Below are 21578 nucleotides of genomic sequence, written 5' to 3' on the forward strand. Positions count from 1 at the left end.
GTTTCGAGGGAAGGAAGGAACGCGCGGCGCGCGCGCCGCGGGGTCACTGGCGTACCTCCGCCTGCGCAGCGGCCGTGCGGCTCAGGCGTCCTGCAGGAAGGCCTCGCGCAGCACGCCCATGGCCTGCTGCACCGGGCGGTCGGAGAAGCTGAACAGCACCGCCTCCTCCGAGGCCGAGAGCCGCAGCGGCGCCCACGACGGCACGACGAAGGTGTCGCGCGGGCCGAAGTCGAAGCGCTGGCCGCCGATCTCGGCCGTGCCGCGGCCTTCGACCACGCTGTAGACGGTGCCGTCCGTCGCGCGGTGCGTCTTGCCGGCGAAGCCCCTGGGCAGCAGTTGCAGGTTCGTGCCGATGGTGGGCATCGGCGCGCCGCCGGTCAGCGGGTTGACGTAGCGCAGCTTGTGGCCCAGCCAGGCATCGGGCGCTTCCTGCTTCTGCAGCTGGGCCAGGGCCTCGCGGCTGCGGACATAGGGGTAGTTGAAGATCGGTGAAGTCGGTGCGACGTGGTCGTGCCGCACCGGCACCATGTTGTGGCCGAAGCGGGCCAGGCTGTGGCCCTCGGGCCTGGCCACCTGCTGCACCTTGGCATCGTCGTTCTCGGCGAAGCCGGCGTCGAAGAAGCGCAGCATCGGAATGTCCAGGCCATCGAGCCAGACCACCGGCTCGGCCACGCCCTCGATGCCCTCGTTGCCGTGGTCATGCCAGGCCCACGAGGGCGTGATGATGAAGTCGCCCGGGTACATGGTGGTGCGCTCGCCGCCCACGGTCGTGTAGGCCCCTTTGCCGTCGACGATGAAGCGCAGCGCCGACTGCACGTGCCGGTGCGAGGGCGCGACCTCGCCCGGCATGATCAGCTGCAGGCCCGCATAGAGGGACTGGGTGATCGAGGAGCGGCCCGGGATGGCCGGGTTTTCCAGCACCAGCACGCGGCGCACCGCCTCCTCGGCCGTGATCAACGCGGCGGATTCCATCAGCAGCGGGCGGATCTCGTCGTAGCGCCACAGGGCGGGCACGCACGGCGTCTGCGGCTCGCGCGGCACCAGGGCATGCAGCGACTCCCACAGGGGTGTGAGGTTCAGGGGGCGGATGCGGTCGTAGTAGTCGCGGCGATCGGCGGTGGTGTCGGGCTGGGCCTGGGGGGCGGTGGTCATGAGGGCGTCTCCTGGGCGTCGGTCGCCCTGGAGAGGCATTGTTCGGCCGGACCAGTATTTTCTCAAGGGCTGGAGGCGATAGTTGTCATTGCGTTTTTGAATAGTGAGACGCCTCCCAATCTCAACCCGGGGCTGGACGCCGAGGCGTGAGCGTCCGGCCGTTCCCCTTGACCCACGTCGGAGCCCGATCCTCAAGAGGCGGTCGCGGATCCAACGAGGCAACGCACTCCACGAGGTTGAGGGCGACCATGAGCAGGTATTTCTCGGCCTCGGTGCGTACGCGCAGCAAGTCGTGGTCGCCGAGGTATCCGTAGACGAACGCGAGCAGGTTGCGCTCGAGATGCTCGTCGCAGAATTGCTGGACGACCTGTTGTGCCAGATCGTCCGGCAATCCTTCATTGAAGCGTGCGCGGGCCGTCAAGCGCTGCATGCACGTCTCCTGCATCGCCTCCGTGACCATCGGCCACGCATGACCGCTGCGCTTCATCGCCTGGAACGTCACCAGCAGGATGTGCAGCGGCACCTCCAGTTCCACCATGCCCACGCCCATGCGATGCAGCGCAAGGATCGAGGCGAGCATGTTGGGCTGCTGAGCGAAGACCTCATCGGCCAGGCGCACCTTCTGAGCCTGGTTCATGCCATTGACGTCGATGGCCGCCTGGCCCAGCACAGCCTGGGTGATCACGGCCATGGTCGTCCCACAGGGCTGCCGGCACTCGGCCAGGATCCGCGCCTTGAGCTCGGCACTGTGGACTCGGCGACTGGAAGTATTGGGATGCATAGGCGTCCGCCACAAATAGGTGGACGCCATCCTCGGAAGGCACGGCGTCGGGCGCAAGGTGGGATCGCTGGACGCTCACCCTTTTGCAGCCCAGCGAGACATCTGCGTCCATGAAAGCACTTCAGTTCGATTGCCATTCAGAAACATGCCCACGAAGCACTCAAATTGCCATCGCTGTTGCCTGAGACGATCAAGCCGCGGCCCGCATTGCGTCAGCAGAGCGTCCATCGCATCGATCGCTTCGGCAAGCGACAGATTCTTGTCAGCTTCGATGTCGTAACTCAGCAGCGTGTCCCGATGAGAAGAGCCCATTGCCTGCCATTGGAGGTCACTCGCGGGTCACCTGCCTTATACGAGCGTGACGGCGCGAGTCGCAGCGTCTTTGAGATTTGCTCGGATCTTCATGCGTGTGCCCAGCGCGCAAGGCGACATCGATATGCTCTTGCCTGTACCGTCAGATCTATCCCAGTCACTTGCATCCCCCCATTGAACGGCTTGCCCACCCTCATTGAACGGTTGCCCACCCTCATTGAACGGCTTGCCCACCCTCATTGATCCTGATGTTCCCTTGAGAATCAATTCCGACGCAGTCCTTCGCACCAAGCCCCGTCTTTATGTCGTGAATCAGCCCACGATCGACCCAACAGTCCTACAGGTGTTCGCACCGACACGTAGCTATTGGGAACTGAGGCTCGAACGGCTGCCCCGCCGAAAACGGCGCCCGCACGGACACCGAGCCAGGAGGAATTCCTGCGGCCACCACTACTTCTTGACCATGACGCCCACGAAGCAAGAGCCCACACTCGACAATTACGTCGTCGTCCTCATAGATCAGCTTTTCAGCAGCAACCATGTCGATCGCCGGGATCTTGATTTCGTTCTTCTCGGTCGTAGCAAAAACATCCGGTGGACGATGCGGCACGCAAATATTGAGACTGCCCACTTCCTGCCAGTCGCCCACCTGAGTACAGGCAGAGGAAAACTCAAGGACGAACCCGGAGCCGAAGACAAACGATAACTCCCACGCCGTCTGTAGCGTATGCGCTTCAGGGAGGACATACGCGATTAACTGCTGGCCCTTTAAGCGGGTCCACAGGCCCTTGCACTCCACACCCTCGCACTGATACGTAAAGACCTTTTTTCCGCTTGGCATGATCTCAGGGGTAATGAAGGGTTTCATGCCCGAATGGGTGTTCTGGGCGATCCACTGCGCGCCGATGACGGCCAGGGTCGAACCGAGCAGGGGCTCGGAGGTGTCGGCGGCGCCGCCGGCCTTGAGGTCGCTCAGGGCGCGGCGGTAGTTCTCGGCGGGGCCTCGGCCCGCGGGACCCCAGCCATTGGCAATGAGGAAAGTGTTGCTGCCCCCGCCCTTGATCTTCTGGGTGAAGCTGTGGTTGGCGAAGGTGGAGACGTAGGCGTTGTGGGTGACGGTGGCCGAGCAGAGACAGGACACCGCACACGTTGGCGGTGTTCACGCCCCACCACTCGGCCAACTGGGCGGCGCTGAGCTTGACGATGCCGCGCACGTAGTCGGCCTCGATGCTGGAGGCGCGCAGCAGTTCGACCATCAGGGTGGCCTGGTCGTGGGCGGTGGCCTGGTTGTCGAGAACCGCACCCAGGGCGCCCTTCTGGATGCCGAAGGTGGGGTAGTACTCGACGTTGTTGCGGACGTACTGGTAGATGAGGTCCGGGTGGTTGCGCAGGGACCGGGCCAGTTCGGCGATGGAGGCCGGGCCCAGGGGGCTGGCGTCGCCGGAGATCTTGGCGGAGCGCGTGGAGAGCTTGCCGATGTCGCTCCTGCGCGCCGCGGTGGTGCCCTGGTTGACGTTGGCAGGGAGGGTCCGCGAGGACAGCACGCGCTCGGCCTCGGCGAAGGTGACGGGGGGCATGTTGGCGCGCAGGACGCCGGGGGCGGGGGCGAACTCGGTGCTGGTCGACGTGGTGGCGCCTGTGCCTCGGGTGGTAATGCCAACATCTTTGGCACCCTCCTTGACGGCCTCGCGCCGCACGGGGTCCTTGGTGCTGGGCAGGTCGGCCGCCTGGTACTGCAGCGCCGGCTGACCGCTGGTGAAGGTCACGGGACTGCCCGAGCGTGTCGCCGTGCTGGAAGACGAGCGCTGGCTGAGGTGGGTCTTCGTTGTCGCATTGGAGTTCGCATTGGCAGCGGCTGCCGGAACACCAAGGGCAATGGAAGGCGCTGCAGTCTTGCGAGCATTGCCGCTCTGGATCTGCGCGGCAGCGATGCCGCCTGCAAGCGATGTGGCAACGGCCACGACAACGGCGCAGGCGCGCGCGAGCTTGGGCATGGGAACCCCCTGGAAGTTTTTGTTGGAGAACTGGCTGCACGCACCGCGCGTGCAGCAGCGAGAGCAAGACCAGCCGGTCTGCTAAGGCGTGGTGGTCACCACCGAGCTTCGATTGCCTGCAGCGTCGTAGCTGTAGGTGATCGTGGTGGTGGAAGCGCCGCCGGTGTAGACGGTGCTGGCCAATCGGCCCAGCGCGTCATACGTGAAGTTCACCGAGCCGGCATGGGCGGCGAGCACTGCGGTGCAAAGGCAAGCGGCAAGGACTGTGCGGCTCCACATGCGCGCCGGAAGACGGCGATGCAATGGCATCGATGCGTGCGATCTCGATGCGTGCGCTGGCGACTCAGCCGAGTTTTTGTTTCTCAAGGGGGTCCCTGTTTTTCGACGTGGCGCGGACTGTAGTCCAAACCTCGCCGAAGGAATCTCGCTTTTTGTCGCGCCAATCTCGCCGCAGCAGTCACTCCCTCGGACTCCCTCGCCTGTCTCGATTTTTGATAATGGGGTCCCGCATCCCCAAGGACTCCCCCGCCCCATGGCCAAGCTCGATCTCGAATGGCTCTGCGTTTTCGACGAGATCTACAAGACCGGCAGCGTCTCCCGTGCCGCCGAGCGGCTGGGCCTGGCGCAGGCCGCGGCCAGCACCATGCTGAACAAGCTGCGCGCGCATTTCGACGACCGCCTGTTCGCCCGCACCGCACAGGGCATGCAGCCAACGCCCTACGCGCAACGCATCCTGCCCCACGTGCGCGAGGCGCTCGCGCAGATCGAGCAGGCCCGCGGCAGCCGCAGCAGCTTCGACCCGGCGCGGGCGCAGCGCAACTTCCGCATCTGCATGACGGACATCAGCGAGGTGGTGCTGCTGCCCGGCCTGATCGACCACCTGCGGCGCACGGCGACGGGCGTGCACCTGGAGACCGAGATCATCTCCACCGACAGCGGCCGCCGCCTGGCGGACGGCGAGGTGGACCTCGCGGTCGGCTTCATGCCTCAGCTCGATGCAGGCTTCTATCAGCAGACGCTGTTCATGCAGAACTTCGTCTGCCTGGTCGCGCAGACGCACCCGCGCATCGGCGACCGGCTCACGCGCAAGCGTTTCGAGGCCGAGGCGCATGCGGTGATCTCCTCGTCCGGGACCGGCCATGCGATCGTCGACAAGACCATCGCCCGCCTGGGACTGAAGCGCGACGTGGTGGTGGCGCTGTCCAGCTTCCTGAGCGTGGCGCGCATCGTGGCGCACACCGAGCTGATCGTGATCGTGCCGCGCATCCTCGGCGAGGTGCTGGCCACGCAGGAGCCGGTGAAGCTGCTGGACCCGCCCTTCACACTGCCACCCTACGCAGTCAAGCAGCACTGGCACGAGCGCTTCCATGCCGACCCGGGCAATGCCTGGCTGCGGCGTACGGTGGCGGATCTTTTCTCGGGGGCGAAGGCGGCCGGACGCGCCGCATAATCCGCGGGCATTTTTCCACCGATCGCATGTCCCACGAGGCCCTCCCATGAGCACCATCACCCTGCGCTTCCTCGCCGAACCCAGCACCGTCAACTTCGGCGGCAAGGTGCACGGCGGCACCGTCATGAAATGGATCGACGAGGCCGGCTATGCCTGCGCGACCAGTTGGTCCAAGCGCTACTGCGTGACGGTGTTCATCGGCAGCATCCGCTTCCACCACCCGATCATGATCGGCGACCTGGTCGAGGTGGAGGCCAAGCTGGCCTACACGGGCAACAGCAGCATGAACATCGCCGTCGAGGTGCGCAGCGGCGACATGAAGGGTGGCGAGATGCAGAAGACGGCCGAGTGCCTGATCGTCTTCGTTTCGGTCGACTCGCACGGCCGGCCGCTGCCGGTGGCACCCTATATGCCCGGAACCGACGAGGCGAAGGCACTGGCCGCACAGGCCAAGGCGCACCTGGAAGCCTCGCGCGCGGCTGCCGGCACCGCCTGAGGCGGCTCGCTTTTCGCCGCCGCCGGCGTGCGATCCTGCGCCAGGCGGGCCACGGCGGGCTCACAGCTCATCGGCCAACGACGTGCCGCGTGTCTGCAGGCATACCCAGGCAGCGCGAGAAAGGGAGTCGCCGGCATCGATGCGGCGCGTGAAGCGAAAGCGCATTTCGACCTCGATGTCGCCCGCATCGCTGTTCGCCCTGTGCTGACGGATCAGCGCGTCATACTCAGGCAGGCAGTCCGATGCGAGGCCTTTTGGCCCAAGTTCGAGCACTTGCAGCGGTTCGTGCGAATGGCCCGGGCGGATGAAGGCCACCTCGATCCGGTCCGTTTCGAACCCTGCTGTGGCGGCCTGGTCGACGATGTCCTCGAGAGAATGCCTGCGGAACATCGGCACCTCGGTCTGGGACAGGTGGTACGCCGTGACGAACAGCGCGCCCTTGGGCTTGAGCAGATCGGCCGTGTCCTCGAAGAACTGCGCCAACTCTTCCTCGTTCAGATAAGGCACGACGCGTCTGGCGCGCACGTAGTCCACGCTGGCCGCGGCCTGGCCGGCGTCGCGAGGCCGTCGACCCCGCGCGAAGTGGAACACGCCGCCGAATTCGCTGCGCAGATGGCGAATGACTTCCGCACTCTGGTCCACCACGATCACGCGGCCGCGCGTCAGCACCCCCTGCAGCACCGGCAGCACATCGCCGATGCCAGCACCGAACTCCATCACCGTGGCATCGGGCGGCAAGCCCTCGATCGCATTCAGGTCGGCAGGCGACGGAAGCAGCCCCTCCGAGCGCCAGTACGGCACGACCTGCCACAGCGTCGGGGCGGGTTCGCCCGTTCGCTCGTCCCAGGGGTCCGTGCCGTAGTGGCGGGCCCTGGGCGTGCCAGCTGGGGATCGCAACACATTGACGGATAGGCGTGACAACAGGTGCATTCGAATCCTTTCGAAGTGATCGACATGATCGAGAAGGACATGGGAAGAGCCCCACATCCTTCACTTGTGTCACGAGCAAAAAGGGAACGCTCCATACGCAGTTGTGATATCGATATCCAGCCATCGAGGATCGCGAGTCCCGGTGACCGCGCCGGCGCATCCCGACAGGCCTTGCCAACGGCAGGCCACTGGAGAACCGCCCTGTGCGTTTCGTCTTACGCGGCGTCGGGACCGCGGTCGATACACTCCCCCGGCGAGCTCTGGCTCGACGCTTCTGCAGCGAGCCTATCCCGACAACACCGGAGGCGAAGAGATGAACGTCCTGGACAAATCCATTGCGACCGGGTCGCTCGAGGAAATGGCCATCCTGCTGGAAGCCCTCACGCGCCTGCGCAAGGGGGACGCCCGGGTGCGCCTGCCGCTGCACTGGACCGGCCTGTCGGGCAAGGTGGCCGACGTCTTCAACGACTTGGTCGAGCAGAACGCCATGCTGGCGGCCGAGCTGGTGCGGCTGCGCCAGGTGGTGGGCAGGGAAGGCAAGCTCCGGGAGCGGGCGGCTTTGGGCGAGGCGCGCGGTTTCTGGGGCGAATCGGTCGAATGCGTCAACGCGCTGATCGACGACCTGGTGCATCCGACCACCGAGGTGGCGCGCGTGATCGGCGCCGTGGCCCAGGGCGACCTTTCCAAGAGCATGGCGCTGGACGTGGACGGACGGCCGCTGGAAGGCGAGTTTCTGCGTACCGCCAAGACCATCAACAAGATGGTGGAGCAGCTGGGCAACTTCTCGGCCGAGGTGACGCGGGTGGCGCGCGAGGTGGGCACCGAGGGCAAGCTCGGCGGGCAGGCCAAGGTGAAGGGCGTGGCCGGCACCTGGAAGGACCTGACCGACTCGGTCAACTCCATGGCCGGCAACCTGACCGACCAGGTGCGCAACATCGCCGACGTGACGACCGCCGTGGCCAAGGGCGATCTGTCGAAGAAGATCGACGTGGATGTGAAGGGCGAGTTCCTCACGCTGAAGAACACCATCAACACCATGGTGGACCAGCTGCGCTCCTTCGCGTCCGAGGTGACGCGGGTGGCACGCGAGGTGGGCACCGAAGGCTCGCTGGGCGGGCAGGCGCGGGTGGAAGGCGTCTCCGGCACCTGGAAGGACCTGACGGACTCGGTCAACTCCATGGCCGGCAACCTGACCGCGCAGGTGCGCAACATCGCCGACGTGACCAAGGCGGTGGCGGCGGGCGACCTCTCCAAGAAGATCACGGTGGACGTGAAGGGCGAGATCCTGGAGCTGAAGAACACGGTCAACACCATGGTGGACCAGCTGCGCTCCTTCGCCGCCGAGGTGACGCGCGTGGCGCGCGAGGTGGGCACCGAGGGCAAGCTGGGCGGCCAGGCCGACGTGCAGGGCGTGGCCGGTACCTGGAAGGACCTGACGGAGTCGGTCAACTTCATGGCCGGCAACCTGACCTCGCAGGTGCGCAACATCGCCGAGGTGACGACCGCGGTGGCGGCCGGCGACCTGTCCAAGAAGATCACGGTGGATGTGAAGGGCGAGATCTCCGAACTGAAGAACACCATCAACACCATGGTGGACCAGTTGCGCTCCTTCGCCGCCGAGGTGACGCGGGTGGCACGCGAGGTGGGCACCGAGGGCAAGCTCGGCGGCCAGGCCGACGTGCAGGGCGTGGCCGGCACCTGGGCCGACCTGACGGACTCGGTGAACCTGATGGCTTCCAACCTGACCAGCCAGGTGCGCAACATCGCAGACGTGACGACCGCCGTGGCCCGCGGCGACCTGTCCAAGAAGATCACGGTGGACGTGAAGGGCGAGATCCTGGAGCTCAAGGCCACCATCAACACCATGGTGGACCAGCTTTCTTCCTTCGCGGCCGAAGTCACGCGCGTGGCGCGCGAGGTAGGCACGGAGGGCCGGCTGGGCGGCCAGGCGCAGGTGCGCGACGTCTCGGGCACCTGGAAGGATCTGACCGACAACGTCAACTCCATGGCCGGCAACCTGACCGGCCAGGTGCGCGGCATCGCCAAGGTGGTGACGGCGGTGGCGACGGGCGATCTGCAGCAGAAGCTGACGGTGGAGGCCAAGGGCGAGATCGCCGCGCTGGCCGACACCATCAACAGCATGACCGACACGCTCGCCACTTTCGCCGACCAGGTGACGACGGTGGCCCGCGAGGTGGGCGTGGAAGGCAAGCTCGGCGGCCAGGCCAAGGTGCCGGGCGCGGCCGGCACCTGGAAGGACCTGACCGAAAACGTGAACCAGCTCGCCGCCAACCTCACGACGCAGGTGCGCGCGATCGCGGAGGTGGCCACCGCGGTGACGCAGGGTGACCTGACCCGTTCCATCACGGTCGAGGCGCGCGGCGAGGTGGCGGCCCTGAAGGACACGATCAACGAGATGATCCGCAACCTGAAGGACACGACGCAGAAGAACACGGAACAGGACTGGCTCAAGACCAACCTCGCCAAGTTCAGCCGCATGCTGCAGGGGCAGAAGGACCTGCTGGCCGTCGGGCAGCTGATCCTGTCGGAGCTGGCGCCGGTGGTCGGTGCGCAGCAGGCGGAGTTCTACCTGCTGACACCCACCGGCGGCGCGCCGCGGCTCAAGCTCTTCGCCAGCTATGCCTCGGGCGGCCAGCACGTGCACGGCAAGGAGATCGCGCTGGGGCAGGGCCTGGTCGGCCAGTGCGCGGTGGAGAAGACGAAGATCCTGCTGACCAACGTGCCCAGCACCACCTTCCGCATCGCCACCGGCCTGTCCGAGGGCGCGGCCATGGACGTGATCGTGCTGCCGGTGGTGTTCGAAGGCGAACTGCGCGCGGTGCTGGAGCTCGCCTCGCTGGAGCGCTTCAATCCGACGCATCAGGCCTTTCTGGACCAGCTGACCGAATCGATCGGCATCGTCATCAACACCATCTCGGCCAACATGCGCACGGAAGACCTGCTCAAGCAGTCCCAGTCGCTGGCCGAGGAGCTGCAGAGCCGCCAGCAGGAGCTGCAGCAGACCAACGAGGCGCTCCAGGAAAAGGCACGCCTGCTGGTGCACCAGAACCAGGAAGTCGAGCGCAAGAACCAGGAAGTGGAGCAGGCGCGCCAGGCGCTGGAGGAAAAGGCGGAGCAGCTCGCGCTCACCTCCAAGTACAAGTCCGAGTTCCTGGCCAACATGTCGCACGAGCTGCGCACGCCGCTCAACAGCCTGCTGATCCTGTCGGACCAGCTGTGCAAGAACAACGAGGGCAATCTGACCGCCAGGCAGGTGGAGTTCGCCAAGACCATCCACCTGTCGGGCAATGACCTGCTGATGCTGATCAACGACATCCTGGACCTGTCGAAGATCGAGTCGGGCACGGTGGCGGTGGAGCTGTCCGAGCTGCGGCTGGACGACCTGCAGCGTTCGGTGGAGCGCAGCTTCCGCCACGTGGCGGAGGCCAAGCACGTGGACTTCGACATCCGCGCCAGCGCGCTGCTGCCGGAGACCATCGCCACCGACGTGAAGCGGCTGCAGCAGATCATCAAGAACCTGCTGTCCAACGCCTTCAAGTTCACGCACCAGGGCTCGGTGGCGCTGACCATCGCCGAGGTGGACAGCGGCTGGTCGCCCGACAACGAGAGCCTCGAGCGCGCCAGCCGGGTGATCGCCTTCTCGGTCTCGGACACCGGCATCGGCATCTCGCCCGACAAGCAGCAGATCGTGTTCGAGGCCTTCCAGCAGGCCGACGGCTCCACCTCGCGCAAGTACGGCGGTACCGGGCTGGGCCTGGCGATCAGCCGCGAGCTGGCACGGCTGCTGGGCGGCGAGATCCGCCTGGCCAGCGCGCCCGGGGAAGGCAGCACCTTCACGCTGTACCTGCCGCAAAGCGCCACGCGCAGCGCGCGTCTCGGCCGCCGTCCGACCGAGGGCCGGGCCGAGGCCCGCACGCCGCCGAGGCGCACGCCGGCCGCGACGCCGCCCGTGCCGGCCTCCCTCCCGGCGCCCGCCCATCTGGACGCCGACGGCGTGGCCGAGCTGCCCGCCGGGCTGAACGTCGCCGAGGACGACCGCGACAACATCCTGGCCGGCGAGAAGGTGCTTCTGGTGGTGGAGAACGACCTGGCCTTCGCGAAGATGCTGCTGCAGGCGGCGCGCCGCGGCGGCTTCAAGGGACTGGTGGCCACCAGCGGCGCGGCGGCCCTGGCGCTGGCGCACGACCATCATCCGGCGCTGATCACGCTGGACATCTTCCTGCCCGACATGGAAGGCTGGCGCATCCTCGACCGGCTGAAGGCCGACCTGGCGACGCGGCACATCCCGGTGTGCGTGGTCTCGACCGACGACGCGCGCGAACGCGCGCTGGACTCCGGCGCGATCGGCTTCCTGGCCAAGCCGCTGCAGTCCATCGACGAGGTCGACCTGGCGCTGGTCCCGCTGCGCCGCTACGTCGAGGCACCGGCGCGCCGCTTGCTGGTGGCGATGCCGCCCTCGCCCGTGCGCGACCGTTACCTGGCCGCCCTCGCGGGCGCCGAGGTCGAGGTGGTGCTGGCGGAGAGCGCGGAGGCCGCACGCGAGGCCCTGCGCCTGCAGGCGCTCGACGGCCTGGTCACCGACGGCGGCGTGGCCGGCCTGCGCCGCCAGGACGTGGCCGAGTGGATGGAAGAAGACCGCCGCGAGGCCATCCGGCCGCTGCCGGTTCTGCTGTTCCAGCCCGTATCCGGCCGGCCCGTTCCGGGCTGGGAGCGCGGCGCCGGCAGCCCAGCCCTGCGCGTGGCGGAATCGCCGGAACGGTTGATCGATGCCACCGCCTTCATGCTGCACCGCCCGGCGCAGCGCCTGTCCGAGGCCGAGCGGCAGGCGGTGGAGGCAGTGCACCAGGCCGGAGCTTCGCTCGCCGGCCGCAAGGTGCTGATCGTGGACGACGACATGCGCAACATCTTCGCGCTCGCCGCGGTGCTGGACGCGCAAGGCATGGCGATCGTGTCCGCGGAGAACGGGCGCGATGCGATCCGCCTGGTGCAGCAGGACCCGGACATCGACATCGTCCTGATGGACATCATGATGCCGGAGATGGACGGCATGCAGACCATGCGCGAGCTGCGCCGCCTGCCGCGCGGCAAGGCGCTGCCGCTGGTGGCGGTGACGGCCAAGGCCATGAAGGGTGACCGCGAGAAGTGCATCGAGGCCGGCGCCTGGGACTACCTGTCCAAGCCGGTGGACACGGCCCACCTGCTGGCCGTGCTGCGGGGGTGGCTGTGCCGCTAGACAGCGAGGACGGGCCGGACCTGGCCGTGGTGGAGAAAGCCAGCATCCTGGTGGTGGACGACCTGCCCGAAAAGCTGCTGGTGTTCAAGACCGTGCTCGAGGAGCTGGGGCAGGAGCTGGTGCTGGTGCGCTCCGGCACCGACGCGCTGCGCGAGATCCTGCAGCGCGACTTCGCGGTGATCCTGCTGGACGTCAACATGCCCGGCATCGACGGCTTCGAGACCGCCACGCTGATCCGCCAGCACCGGCGCTGCGCGCACACGCCGATCATCTTCATCACCTCCTACGCCGACGAGATCCAGGCGGCGCGCGGCTACTCGCTGGGCGCGGTGGACTACATCCTGTCGCCGGTCGTGCCGGAAATCCTGCGCAGCAAGGTGTCGGTGTTCGTCTCGCTCTTCCTGATGCAACGGCAGGTGAGGCGGCAGGCGGATGCGCGCGCCGAGATGATGGCGGCGCAGGCGGCACGCCGCGTGGCCGAGGAGAACGACCGGCGCTCGGCCTTCCTGGCGGATGCCAGCCGCGCGCTCGGCAGCTCGCTGGACATCGAGATCGCGATGGAACAGCTCGCGGCCCTGCTGGTGCCGCGGCTGGCGCCCCTGGCGGTCGTGATGGCCAGCGATCCCGAGCTCGGTGCCGGTCGGCTGCGCACGGCGATCCAGTGCCCGGGCGAGGCCCGGCCGAGGCTGGTCGCCGCCTCGGAAGCGGCCCTGCCCTCCGACGTGCGCGCGACGCTGCGCGAGGCGGTGGAAGGCCGCCGGCGCGTGCGCCTCGCGCCGCAGCCGCTGGCCGCGCTCGCGGCCGCCTTCGCCGCCGGACCGGTGGCCCCGCCGCCCTTGCGCACCGGCGAGGCCGTGCCGCTCCTGCGCGGCGAGCGCGCGCTGGGTGCGGTTCTCGTCACGGAGGCGGCAGAAGGCCCGGACCCCGACCCGGGCCTGGTCGACGAACTGGCCGCGCGTGCCGCGGCAGCCTTCGAGAACGCGCGCCTCTACCGCGGGCTGCAGTCCGCACAGGAGGAGCTGCAGCGCGCCAGCCGGCGCAAGGACGAGTTCCTGGCCATGATGTCGCACGAGCTGCGCAACCCGCTGGCCCCCATCCACACGGCCGTGGAGGTGATCCGCCGCGTGGCCGCACCGCATCCCAAGGTGAGCTGGGCGCTGGACATCGCGGAGCGGCAACTGCGGCAGCTGACCCGGCTGATCGAGGAGCTGCTGGACGTCGCCCGCATCAGCCAGGGCAAGGTGGTGCTGAAGCGGGAGACGGTGGACCTTTGCACGGTGATCGCACACAGCGTGGAGACGGTGCAGCCCTTCATCGACAGCCGCCGCCAGCGCCTGGCCGTGACCCTGCCCCGGCACCCCGTCTGGCTGGCGGGCGACGCCGCGCGGCTCACGCAGGTGATCTGCAACCTGCTGCACAACGCCGCGAAATACAGCCCGGAGGAGACCGACATCGCGCTGGCCTGCAGCGTCGCCCCGGAGGGCATCATGGTCTACGTGCGCGACCAGGGCATCGGCATCGACGCCGCGCTGCTGCCGCGCATCTTCGACCTGTTCGAGCAGGGGGAGCGCGGCCTGGACCGGGTCCAGGGCGGGCTGGGCGTGGGGCTGACGCTGGCGCGGCGCCTGACCGAGATGCACGGCGGGCGGATCGAGGCCTTCAGCGAAGGCCACAACCTTGGCTCCGAGTTCAGGTTGCAGCTGCCCGCCACCGCCGGTCCGGCCGAGCCGGGACCAGAGCCAGCCGCGGCATCATCGGGCTCGCGGCCGCAAGCGCTGCGCGTGCTGGTGGTGGACGACAACCACGACGCGGCGGCGGGCCTCGCCACGGTGCTGGAACTGGAGGGACATTCGGTGCGCACCGCGGCGGACGGCAAGGCCGCGCTGGCGGCGCTGGCCGCGCACCGGCCCGAGGTGGTGCTGCTCGACATCGGTCTGCCGGTGATCGACGGCTACGAAGTGGCACGCCGCATGCGCAAGACGCCCGAAGGCCGGGGGCTGCTGCTGATCGCCCTGACCGGCTACGGGCAGCGCGAGGATCGCCAGAGCGCCTTCGACGCCGGCTTCGACCACCACTTCGTCAAGCCGGCCGATGCGCAGGCCCTGCTGGCCTGCATCCGCCAGTGGGCGATCAAGGGTGCAGGGCGCAGCAACAGCAACGGCGCCGCCAGCGCCACCGCCTGAGCGGTCCTCAGCGGACCGCGGACGCCAGCATGCGGTCCAGCGCCTCGAAGTCGATGGGCTTTTGCAGGTGGTGGTCGAACAGGCCGGGCGCCGCGGCATCGCCGGCGTCTTCGAGGCCCAGGCCCGAGACGGCGATCAGCAGCATCGGCCGCCCGCCGGTCGCCGCCCGCAGCCGGCGTGCCAGCTCGGCGCCCGAGAAGTCGGGCAGCACCAGGTCCACCAGGGCGGCATCGAAGTCGGTGGCGGACGCGGCGTCCAGTGCGTCCTGCGCGCAATAGCTGCAATGGACGGTGTGGTCTTCCAGCGCCAGCAGCTCGCGCAACAGATCGGCCGCGGCCTTGTTGTCGTCGACGATGAGCACGTTCACGGCGAGGTTCCTTCAGGCAAGCATCGAAGTATGTGCAAAGCGGCCGGCGGACGGGGTAGGAGGAGGCGCCGTCCGGCGTCGCGATTCGTGTCGTCGCGCGAAGAATCGCGCGACAAAAGACCGGTTTTTTTTAAGCCTGCGTGAGCCCAGAATCCGGCCCGGCAACGGGAGCGAGGCGGTTACGGCGCTGACGCGATGGGCTTGATTTCCTCCTGGGATGCTTTTTCGAGGAGGTTTCATGTCGAAAGTCGGTTCTTCGGTCAGTCCCCTTTCCAAGGCGCAGCCGCGCAAAGCTGCGCGAACGCTGCAGCGCCTGGGCCCGGTGCTCGCAACCCTGGCTGCGGTGGGCCCGACCCTCCCGGCCCACGCCACCTATCCGGGCGAGAACGGCCCCATCGTGTTCACGTCGGTGAGCACATCGCCCGCCACCATTGCCAGGGTTCAGCCCGGCGGCACCGGCATCAGCACGCTGGCCCAGGGCACTTCGCCCAGGGTCTCGCCGAACGGCAAGAAGATCGCCTTTCTGGTGGGAAGCGGGACCAAGAGCGTCTTTGTCATGAACATCGATGGCTCCGATGTGGCTCAACTGACCAGCGGTTTGAACGTGATTGCAGCCACATGGTTGCCCGACGGATCCCGGCTGGCCTACGTCGTGGCGGCGGCCCCCAACCAGTGGGGGACCTCGCTTTGGACCATGAACAACGACGGCACAGACAAGAGCTACGTGCGTGAACTGCGCAACGGTCTCAAATTTTCCGACCTTGCCTGGTCTCCGACGACCGACGCCTTCGCGTATTCCGATGGCAATGGCAACCTCTGGTACGACACGGTCTCCAACCCGTACCCGGTCACCCTGGACGCCGTCACGTACAAGCCATCATGGGCTCCGGACGGTGCATCCATTCTTTATGGCAGCGGCTCAGCCTCGCCGTTCTTGCTGAAGGAATACAGCGGAACGAGCAGTCGCACCATCCAACAGAACGCCGCGCGGTCCCGGACAGCCCTTTCTCCGGATGGCACCTTGTTGACCGGCGGGTTCGGGACGAACATGGCGTTGACGACCCGCGCGCGGGCCGGCACTCCCGTCACGTTCAGCTGGCCCGTCGCGACGGTCGATGCCGACTGGGCCCGCGTGCCGAAGAACTGCCACGCGACCACACCGCAAGGCGGCGGTGGGGTGCTCGGCGGCTATGCGGACTTCTATGCGGAGCAGTGCGTCATTGCCGTGTCGCCCAACCCCGCAGCGGCCGGCGGCGTGCTGGCACTGGCCATGGCCATCGGTCCGGACAAGCGCGTCTACGCCAGTGCGCTGAAGAACGACGCGTCCGGGGCGCCCAAGTGGGGTTCCTACGGTGTCGTGCCGGGCGCGAAAGGCGATGTCGCGGGCATCCAGGCCAACAAGATCGCCGTCGCGGCGGCCAACGACGGCAGCTTCCAGGCGGTCATGACAGACGCAGCCAACAATCGGGTGTACCACGCCATTCAGTACCCCAAAGGGAATTGGTCTGGCTTCGATACACTCCCGGTCACAGGGAAGCCATGGGACGGGACGAATGACGTGGCCATCGCCATCAACGGGAGCTCGTCCACGTCGCCGGGCAAAGCGCAGGTGCTTGCAAGCGCGACGGGCAGCGTGTACTACGTCGAGCGTTCGCCGAACGGCAGTTGGGATTCATCCTATGTCGTGGTGCCCGGGACCTCCCGCACGATGAACCCAGCCGCGCTGGCCATGGCTTCCTCGAACGACGGATACACGAACGTGCTGGCCATCACCACGACGGCCGATGGCACCGGGCAGATGCAGCAGGTTCTGCGCGACCCCCAGGGCAACTGGAGTGGCTGGGTGACGGTGCCCGCCCCGGTGGGCACGACCCTGTCCAAGGACAGCCGCGTGGCGATCGCGCGCACGAGCAGCCAAGCCAGCGTGATGTTCCTTGACGCGGAGAACAGGGCCTACTTCCAAATGCGCGACAACCCGAACCTGGCGTCCTCGTGGCAGACGCAGCTGCCTGCCACCCTGGTCACGACGCAAGGCCGGTCGGTCTCGATCTCCCAGGGGTCGACGAGCCAGGTGCTGGTCACGCGCGTGTACCCGCAGTAGGTCCATGTGGCGCCCATCTCGGGGATGGACGGTGGGCGCCGTGCTGCGTCGGCGACCTACCCGCCCTGCGCCGGCTCCACCGTCCCGCTCACCTCGCCCAGCCCGATGCGCACCGCGCCCTCGCGCTCGCAGAAGCCGCGCAGGATCAGCGTGTCGCCGTCCTCGAGGAAGCTGCGGCGCTCGCCATTGGGGAGTTCGATGGGCTGCTTGCCGCCGAGCGTGAGCTCCAGCAGCGAGCCGGCCTCGTCGGGCCTGGGGCCCGAGAGGGTGCCGGAGCCCAGCAGGTCGCCGGGCTGCAGGTTGCAGCCGTTCACCGTGTGGTGCGTGACGAGCTGCGCCGCGGTCCAGTAGGCGGCGTCGCGCACGTTGACGCGGGTCAGGCGCACCGGCGCTTCGCCGGCCTCGCGCATCTTCGCGGTCTGCAGCAGGACCTCCAGAATGATGTCGAGGGCGCCGGCCGCACGGTTGGACGGTGCGTCCAGGTAGGGCAGCGGCTGCGGGTCCCCGGCGGGCCGCTCGAAGGGCGCGCGGAAGGGGGCCAGCGCCTCCATGGTCACGATCCAGGGCGAGAGCGTGGTGGCGAAGTTTTTGGACAGGAAGGGGCCCAGCGGCTGGTACTCCCAGGCCTGGATGTCGCGCGCCGACCAGTCGTTGAGCAGGGTCACGCCGAACAAGTGAGCCTCGGCCTGCTCGATGGAGATCGGCTGCCCGAGCGCATTGCCCTGGCCGACCAGGAAGCCCAGCTCCAGCTCGTAGTCCAGCCGCTTCGATGGGCCGAAAGCGGGCTCCTTCGCGTCGGCTGCCTTGGTCTGCCCTTGCGGACGCTTGAAGCGCTGGCCCGAGATGCCGATGGAAGAGGCACGGCCGTGGTAGCCGATCGGCACCCACTGGTAGTTGGGCAGCAACGGCGCATCCGGACGGAACAGGCTGCCCACGGTGCGGGCATGGTGGATGCCGGTATAGAAGTCGGTGTAGTCGCCGATGCGGCAGGGCACGGTGAGCTCCACCGCCGACTGCGGCAACAGCGCCTTCGACCAGGCGGCCTGCCTGTCGCTGCCCTGGGCCAGCCCGGCCGAGATGGCGGCGCGCAGACGCTGGCGTGCCTCGCGGGTGTGGCCCATCAGGGCGTTCATGTCCTCGTCGCCAATGAGGCCGGTGGCGCGCAGGTCCAGCACCTGGTCGCCGATGGCGACGCCGATGCGGAAGGCCTCGCTGCTGCCGAAGGGACGGAAGCGGCCGAAGGGCAGGTTCTGGATCGGGAAGTCGCAGCCGGGCACATGGGCCGAGCTCACCCAGCTGCGCAGCGCCGGGTCGTGGGTGGGGTCGAGACGGTCGGGGTTCATGGCTTGAATTGATCCTTGAGGCCGGCCCAGCAGTCGGCGTAGCCGGTGTCCAGCGCGGGACTCTGCATGGCCCACGCGCTGGGAATGAAACGGTAGCGGCTCTCGAACATGAAGGCCAGGGTGTTGTCCAGCTTCTGCGGCTTGAGATCCGCACTGCTGGCCTTCTCGAAGGCCTCCTCGTCGGGGCCGTGCGGCACCATGGCGTTGTGCAGGCTGGCGCCGCCGGGCTTGAAGCCGCCGGGCTTGGCGTCGTACTCGCCGTAGACCAGGCCCATGAACTCGCTCATCAGGTTTCGGTGGTACCAGGGCGGACGGAAGGTGTCCTCCATCACCAGCCAGCGCGGCGGGAAGATCACGAAGTCGCAGTTGGCGGTGCCGGGCGTGTCCGAGGGCGAGGTCAGCACGGTGAAGATCGATGGGTCTGGATGGTCGAAGCTGATCGAGCCGATGGTCATGAAGTTGGCAGTGTCGTACTTCACCGGCGCCAGGTTGCCGTGCCAGGCGACCACGTTGAAGGGCGACTGTTTCATCGGCGCACGCCACAGGCGGCCGGCGGATTTCTTGACCAGCTCGTAGGGCCCCGCGTCGCTCTCGAAGGCCGCCATGGGCGCCTGAAAGTCGCGCGGGTTGGCCAGGCCGTTGGATCCGATCGGGCCCAGCTCGGGCAGGCGGAACTGGGCGCCGTAGTTCTCGCAGAGGTAGCCGCGCGAGGGGCCATCGGGCAGGCCGACCTTGAACACCACGCCGCGCGGCACGAGGGCGATCTCGCCGGGCTTGAGCTCCAGGACACCCATCTCGGTGGTGAGCACCACGCGGCCCTGCTGCGGCACGAACAGCATCTCGCCGTCGGCATTGACGAAGGCGCGGCGCTCCATCGAGCGGTTCGCCAGGTACACGTGCGCGGCGATGCCCGACTGGGCCTCGGCATCGCCGTTGGCCGCGAGCGTGCGCACGCCGTCGACGAAGTCCACCTCGGCGTTCTCCAAAGGGATCGGGTGCCAGCGCAGCGGCTCGGGCGCGAGGATGACCTCGCGGTCCGGCCCGGTCTGCCAGTAAGGCTGCGCGTAGGCCTGGTAGCGGCCCGACACGACCGAGGGCTGGCGGCGGTAGAGCCAGCTGCGCCGGTTCTCGTGGCGCGGTGCCGTGAAGGCGGTGCCCGAGATGAGCTCGGGGTACAGGTCATGGGGCGCGCGCTGCGGGCTGTTGCGGCCCTGCGGGAGGGCGCCCGGGACGGCCTCGGTGGCGTATTCGTTGCCGAAGCCGCTCTGGTAGCGCAATGGTTCGGTGCTCATGGGACTCCTTTTCGTCCGGTTGAATCGTCGTGAATGGTGCGGGCCTGGATCAGGCGCGGGCCGCCTCGAGGGCCTCGCGCAGCACGGGCAGCGCGCCGATGTGATTGGCCAGCACCAGCACGAGGCGGGCATTGAAAGCCTGGCTTTCCTCGAGCGACAGGCCCTGGTGGGCGTCGAGCAGGGCTTCGTAGAAGTCGTCGGGTGCGTCGAGGTTGGGCGCCAGGATGAGGTGGGGCTCGGACATGGTTGCGGTCATTTCAGGCCTTGGCGAGGGCGCGGGCGTGGGCGGTGCGGATCTGCGCGGCGGTGGGGCCGCGCCAGCGGGCGCACACATGCTGATCCGGGCGCAAGAGGTAGGTGGTGCCAGGCTTCGCGTCGTAGCGCTGCGCGGCCAGGGCATGGGCCTCGTCGAGCGGGATGCGCACGACGGTGGCGGGCACGCCGGACGCGGCCAGCGCGCGCAGGCTGGCCTCGGCCGCGGGCCCGTCGCCGAACACCAGCGCGGCAAAGCCACCGTCGCTGCCGATCGTGTTCAGCAGCCAGCCCCCCGCAGCGAGGGGCGCATCGGCCGCCACCGCGCCGGGCACCATGCGCCCTTCGAAGGGCTCGCCATCCGGCGTGTTGAGCGTCGAGCCGTGCAGCGTGGCGGGCACCGACAGCCGCCCGCTGTTGACCAGCCTTTGCGCGAAGCCGTGGCGGCGGGCGAGCTGCAGCGCGGCATCGCGGAACAGCCGGCTCACTTCGCTCTTGGGCGTGATGAAGTCGGTGGCCCGCGTGGAATTGAGGATGTTCTCGTCGGCCGCGTACTCGCGCTCGCGGGCGTAGCTGTCGAGCAGCGCATCGGGCGCGTCGCCGCGCAGCACGGCGGCCAGCTTCCAGCCCAGGTTGTCGGCGTCCTGCACGCCCGAGTTGGCGCCGCGCGCGCCGAAGGGCGAGACACCGTGCGCCGAGTCGCCGGCGAACAGCACGCGTCCATGGCGGAAGGCGTCCATGCGCTGGCAGGCGAAGGTGTAGACGCTGGCCCATTCGAGCTCGAATTCCGCGTCCTTGAAGGGCGAGGCCGCGAGCAGCGCCTTGACGCGCGGGATGATGTTCTCGGGCTTTTTCTCAATCTCCGGGTCGGCGTCCCAGCCGAGCTGGAAGTCCACGCGCCACACGCCGTCGGGCTGCATGTGCAGCAGCACGCTCTGGTTGCGGTGAAAGGGCGGGTCGAACCAGAACCAGCGCTCGGCCGGGAAGTCGGCCTTCATCTTCACGTCGGCGATGAGAAAGCGGTCCTTGAAGACGCGGCCCTTGCTTTCCTGGCCGATCAACTGGCGCACCGCCGAGCGGGAGCCGTCGCAGGCGGCCAGCCAGGCGGCCTGCAGGCGGTAGTTGCCCTCGGGCGTCTCGACCGTCAGCAAGGCGTGGTCTTCATGCTGCTCGACGCCGGTCACCTTGTGGTTCCAGCGGATGTCCACCAGCGGCAGTTCTGCCGCGCGTTCCGCCAGGTAGCCCTCGACGTAGTACTGCTGCAGGTTGATGAAGGCCGGGCGGTGGTGGCCGGCTTCGGGCAGCAGGTCAAATTCGTAGATCTGCGCGTCCTGCAGGAACACGCGGCCCAGCTTCCAGGACACGCCCTTGGATGTCATGCGCTCGCCGCAGCCGAGCCGGTCGAAGATCTCCAGCGAACGCTTGGAAAAGCAGATGGCACGCGAGCCGGTGGACAGCCTGTTGTCGTTGTCCAGCAGCACCACCGGCACCTGGCGCTGCGCCAGGTCGATGGCGAGCGCCAGGCCGACCGGGCCGGCGCCGACCACGACCACCGGGTGGCGCGCCGGCGTGGCCGCATCCTGGTCGGGATGGCGGCGGTAGTCGAAGGTCACTTTCTGATAGTCGAGCGGTTCCCCGCCAACCGACGCAAGGTCGTTCAACTTCACGCGG

The 21578-nt window shown here is 67.9% G+C and carries 17 protein-coding genes; 5 read left to right on the forward strand and 12 right to left on the reverse strand.

Annotation, left to right across the window (positions count from 1 at the left end):
- Positions 1-81: 81 nt before the first annotated feature.
- The 6 genes from gtdA to ABEA07_RS27525 all read right to left on the reverse strand — a co-directional run bounded on the left by gtdA (position 82) and on the right by ABEA07_RS27525 (position 4452).
- Positions 82-1152, reverse strand: a complete 1071-nt coding sequence (gene gtdA, locus ABEA07_RS27500) for a gentisate 1,2-dioxygenase (RefSeq protein WP_345541904.1) — start codon at positions 1150-1152, stop codon at positions 82-84.
- Between the two features lie 121 nt (positions 1153-1273).
- Positions 1274-1843, reverse strand: a complete 570-nt coding sequence (locus tag ABEA07_RS27505; protein WP_345541905.1) for a hypothetical protein — start codon at positions 1841-1843, stop codon at positions 1274-1276.
- 165 nt (positions 1844-2008) lie between these two features.
- Entirely contained in the window at positions 2009-2245 is a 237-nt protein-coding gene (locus ABEA07_RS27510; RefSeq protein WP_345541906.1) for a hypothetical protein, read from the reverse strand.
- Positions 2246-2582: 337 nt separating this feature from the next.
- Positions 2583-3113 (reverse strand): hypothetical protein, encoded by a 531-nt coding sequence (locus ABEA07_RS27515; RefSeq protein WP_345541907.1) that lies wholly within the window; start codon positions 3111-3113, stop codon positions 2583-2585.
- Positions 3091-4239 carry a transglutaminase domain-containing protein gene (locus tag ABEA07_RS27520; protein WP_345541908.1) on the reverse strand — a complete coding sequence of 383 codons (1149 nt, stop codon included), beginning with the start codon at positions 4237-4239 and terminating at the stop codon, positions 3091-3093. The genes ABEA07_RS27515 and ABEA07_RS27520 overlap by 23 nt, the downstream gene beginning before the upstream one ends.
- Positions 4240-4320: 81 nt before the next feature.
- A complete protein-coding gene (locus tag ABEA07_RS27525; protein ID WP_345541910.1) occupies positions 4321-4452 on the reverse strand; it encodes an RHS repeat domain-containing protein in 132 nt (43 codons plus the stop codon).
- Between the two features lie 319 nt (positions 4453-4771).
- Here ABEA07_RS27525 and ABEA07_RS27530 point away from each other — a divergent pair, with 319 nt between their 5' ends.
- Together ABEA07_RS27530 and ABEA07_RS27535 are read left to right on the forward strand one after the other, a co-directional pair.
- Positions 4772-5689 carry a LysR family transcriptional regulator gene (locus tag ABEA07_RS27530; protein WP_345541911.1) on the forward strand — a complete coding sequence of 306 codons (918 nt, stop codon included), beginning with the start codon at positions 4772-4774 and terminating at the stop codon, positions 5687-5689.
- Positions 5690-5735: 46 nt separating this feature from the next.
- Entirely contained in the window at positions 5736-6185 is a 450-nt protein-coding gene (locus ABEA07_RS27535) for an acyl-CoA thioesterase (protein WP_345541912.1), read from the forward strand.
- Between the two features lie 60 nt (positions 6186-6245).
- Here ABEA07_RS27535 and ABEA07_RS27540 read toward each other — a convergent pair whose 3' ends face one another.
- The gene (locus ABEA07_RS27540) at positions 6246-7172 is read right to left on the reverse strand and encodes a class I SAM-dependent methyltransferase (protein WP_345541913.1); all 927 of its coding nucleotides are present in this window, start codon (positions 7170-7172) and stop codon (positions 6246-6248) included.
- Positions 7173-7428: 256 nt separating this feature from the next.
- Between ABEA07_RS27540 and ABEA07_RS27545 the strand changes: the two genes are divergently transcribed.
- The gene (locus tag ABEA07_RS27545; RefSeq protein ID WP_345541915.1) at positions 7429-12369 is read left to right on the forward strand and encodes a HAMP domain-containing protein; all 4941 of its coding nucleotides are present in this window, start codon (positions 7429-7431) and stop codon (positions 12367-12369) included.
- Positions 12354-14552, forward strand: coding sequence for a response regulator (locus ABEA07_RS27550; protein WP_345541917.1), 2199 nt, complete (start codon positions 12354-12356; stop codon positions 14550-14552). The genes ABEA07_RS27545 and ABEA07_RS27550 overlap by 16 nt, the downstream gene beginning before the upstream one ends.
- Positions 14553-14559: 7 nt before the next feature.
- Here ABEA07_RS27550 and ABEA07_RS27555 read toward each other — a convergent pair whose 3' ends face one another.
- Positions 14560-14919 carry a response regulator gene (locus ABEA07_RS27555; protein ID WP_345541918.1) on the reverse strand — a complete coding sequence of 120 codons (360 nt, stop codon included), beginning with the start codon at positions 14917-14919 and terminating at the stop codon, positions 14560-14562.
- A gap of 238 nt (positions 14920-15157) precedes the next feature.
- Between ABEA07_RS27555 and ABEA07_RS27560 the strand changes: the two genes are divergently transcribed.
- Positions 15158-17020 (forward strand): TolB family protein, encoded by a 1863-nt coding sequence (locus ABEA07_RS27560; protein ID WP_345541920.1) that lies wholly within the window; start codon positions 15158-15160, stop codon positions 17018-17020.
- 56 nt (positions 17021-17076) lie between these two features.
- On the opposite strand, the gene fahA is transcribed toward ABEA07_RS27560, so the two are convergent.
- The 4 genes from fahA to ABEA07_RS27580 are packed head-to-tail and all read right to left on the reverse strand — an operon-like array spanning position 17077 to position 21574.
- Positions 17077-18363 carry a fumarylacetoacetase gene (gene fahA / locus ABEA07_RS27565; RefSeq protein WP_345541922.1) on the reverse strand — a complete coding sequence of 429 codons (1287 nt, stop codon included), beginning with the start codon at positions 18361-18363 and terminating at the stop codon, positions 17077-17079.
- A complete protein-coding gene (gene hmgA, locus ABEA07_RS27570) occupies positions 18360-19655 on the reverse strand; it encodes a homogentisate 1,2-dioxygenase (RefSeq protein ID WP_345541924.1) in 1296 nt (431 codons plus the stop codon). The genes fahA and hmgA overlap by 4 nt, the downstream gene beginning before the upstream one ends.
- A 49-nt stretch (positions 19656-19704) precedes the next feature.
- On the reverse strand, positions 19705-19899 hold the full coding sequence (locus ABEA07_RS27575) for a DUF2783 domain-containing protein (protein ID WP_345541925.1): 195 nt from the start codon (positions 19897-19899) through the stop codon (positions 19705-19707).
- Between the two features lie 13 nt (positions 19900-19912).
- Positions 19913-21574 carry an FAD-dependent oxidoreductase gene (locus ABEA07_RS27580; protein WP_425584177.1) on the reverse strand — a complete coding sequence of 554 codons (1662 nt, stop codon included), beginning with the start codon at positions 21572-21574 and terminating at the stop codon, positions 19913-19915.
- Positions 21575-21578: the final 4 nt, after the last annotated feature.

The organism is Variovorax defluvii, assembly GCF_039541515.1.
GTDB classification, from domain to species: domain Bacteria; phylum Pseudomonadota; class Gammaproteobacteria; order Burkholderiales; family Burkholderiaceae_C; genus Variovorax; species Variovorax defluvii.

What these genes read in the sequence shown, in the direction of transcription:
- hmgA (WP_345541924.1), bottom strand. Translation starts at nt 19,655, where the DNA reads ATGAGCACCGAACCATTGCGCTACCAGAGCGGCTTCGGCAACGAATAC.
- ABEA07_RS27530 (WP_345541911.1), top strand. Translation starts at nt 4,772, where the DNA reads ATGGCCAAGCTCGATCTCGAATGGCTCTGCGTTTTCGACGAGATCTAC.
- ABEA07_RS27540 (WP_345541913.1), bottom strand. Translation starts at nt 7,172, where the DNA reads ATGTGGGGCTCTTCCCATGTCCTTCTCGATCATGTCGATCACTTCGAA.
- ABEA07_RS27505 (WP_345541905.1), bottom strand. Translation starts at nt 1,843, where the DNA reads ATGGCCGTGATCACCCAGGCTGTGCTGGGCCAGGCGGCCATCGACGTC.
- ABEA07_RS27545 (WP_345541915.1), top strand. Translation starts at nt 7,429, where the DNA reads ATGAACGTCCTGGACAAATCCATTGCGACCGGGTCGCTCGAGGAAATG.
- ABEA07_RS27535 (WP_345541912.1), top strand. Translation starts at nt 5,736, where the DNA reads ATGAGCACCATCACCCTGCGCTTCCTCGCCGAACCCAGCACCGTCAAC.
- ABEA07_RS27520 (WP_345541908.1), bottom strand. Translation starts at nt 4,239, where the DNA reads ATGCCCAAGCTCGCGCGCGCCTGCGCCGTTGTCGTGGCCGTTGCCACA.
- ABEA07_RS27560 (WP_345541920.1), top strand. Translation starts at nt 15,158, where the DNA reads ATGTCGAAAGTCGGTTCTTCGGTCAGTCCCCTTTCCAAGGCGCAGCCG.
- fahA (WP_345541922.1), bottom strand. Translation starts at nt 18,363, where the DNA reads ATGAACCCCGACCGTCTCGACCCCACCCACGACCCGGCGCTGCGCAGC.
- gtdA (WP_345541904.1), bottom strand. Translation starts at nt 1,152, where the DNA reads ATGACCACCGCCCCCCAGGCCCAGCCCGACACCACCGCCGATCGCCGC.
- ABEA07_RS27575 (WP_345541925.1), bottom strand. Translation starts at nt 19,899, where the DNA reads ATGTCCGAGCCCCACCTCATCCTGGCGCCCAACCTCGACGCACCCGAC.
- ABEA07_RS27510 (WP_345541906.1), bottom strand. Translation starts at nt 2,245, where the DNA reads ATGGGCTCTTCTCATCGGGACACGCTGCTGAGTTACGACATCGAAGCT.
- ABEA07_RS27515 (WP_345541907.1), bottom strand. Translation starts at nt 3,113, where the DNA reads ATGAAACCCTTCATTACCCCTGAGATCATGCCAAGCGGAAAAAAGGTC.